General features: G+C 47.7%; 3 protein-coding genes. All 3 read left to right on the top strand.

What is annotated here, in order from left to right:
- Positions 1 to 188, top strand: a 188-nt coding sequence (locus R7P35_RS25040) for a nicotinate-nucleotide--dimethylbenzimidazole phosphoribosyltransferase (RefSeq protein ID WP_318093089.1), incomplete at its 5' end; no start/stop codon positions are given.
- A gap of 44 nt (positions 189 to 232) precedes the next feature.
- Positions 233 to 985, top strand: a complete 753-nt coding sequence (locus tag R7P35_RS25035; protein WP_318093091.1) for an adenosylcobinamide-GDP ribazoletransferase — start codon at positions 233 to 235, stop codon at positions 983 to 985.
- Positions 982 to 1,215, top strand: a 234-nt coding sequence (locus R7P35_RS25030; protein ID WP_318093087.1) for a bifunctional adenosylcobinamide kinase/adenosylcobinamide-phosphate guanylyltransferase, incomplete at its 3' end; no start/stop codon positions are given. The genes R7P35_RS25035 and R7P35_RS25030, both read left to right, overlap by 4 nt.

The following is a 1,215-nucleotide window of genomic DNA, read 5'->3' as shown; positions in this document are numbered from 1 at the left end:
TTGCACATCGTTCAGAAGAAAACGGACACAAGTTTGTGTTGGAGTCATTAAAAGCCGAACCTTTGCTGGATTTAGGGCTCCGCCTCGGTGAAGGAACAGGTGCTGCGTTGGCATTGCCGCTATTGAAGGCCGCTGCGCAGTTCTATAATAAAATGGCCAGTTTTGAGAGTGCAGGAGTAACGGTTTAGTGTCTGAGTCAAAAAGTTCACGACAAGCAACGCTACGCTATCAAATGGAGCTATTCCTCTTGGCTGTGAGCTTTTTTAGCCGCTTGCCTGTACCGAGTGACTTACCTTACAGCGAAGAGCGTATGAACCAAGCCGGGCGATATTTTGCCTTGGTTGGTGTGATTCTTGGTGTGCTTTGCGCGCTTGTGTTCTACTTCACTCAACTTATTTTCCCTGATTCCGTTGCTCTTGTATTAACCATGGCGTTCAGCCTGTTGCTCACCGGTGCTTTTCACGAAGATGGTTTGACTGATATGGCGGATGGCATTGGCGGCGGTATGACGGTTGAGCGTCGTCTTTCTATCATGAAGGACAGCCGCATCGGGACTTATGGTGCCGCTACATTAGTGATGGCGTTGTTGGCTAAGTTTGTCCTTTGGAGCGAGTTGGTGCATTTGCCTGATTTTTGGCTCGTTATTGTTGTGGCCTACACCACGAGTCGTGCCCTCGCTGCAACGCTAATTTACGACATGCCTTATGTGAGTTACAGTGACACCTCGAAAAGCAAGCCGCTTGCGAGCAAGCAGTCCTCGTCTGAAGTTGCCATTTTGCTGTATACTGCGGGCGTGGCTTCGCTCTTTCTCGGGGTAATGCAGACATCATTTATCGTCATCGTTTTGTTTGCATTTCGATTTGCATTCAAACGTTGGCTGACTAAGCGCATTGGCGGTTTTACTGGCGATTGCTTAGGTGCAGCGCAGCAGCTTTCTGAACTCTTGGTTTACCTTACTCTAATCGCGTTTTATCAAAATATATGAAGCAGTTAATTCTCGGTGGTGCTCGTTCAGGAAAATCGAAACTTGCTGAACAAACCGCAAGACAGTTGTCCGAAAAGCAGAACAAGTCATTACATTATGTCGCTACTGCGTTGCCATTTGATGATGAGATGCGAGAGCGGATTAAGCATCATCAAGCTCAACGTGGGGAAGGGTGGCATGAACACGAATGCCACCTTCGACTTCCTGATTTACTTGCTCATTTTGATGCT

Origin of the sequence: Vibrio sp. Vb0304, assembly GCF_033338995.1 — a bacterium.
Lineage (GTDB): Bacteria > Pseudomonadota > Gammaproteobacteria > Enterobacterales > Vibrionaceae > Vibrio > Vibrio alginolyticus.
Note: the sequence above shows the minus strand (reverse complement) of the source record. Positions and strands in the feature narration are given on the sequence as shown.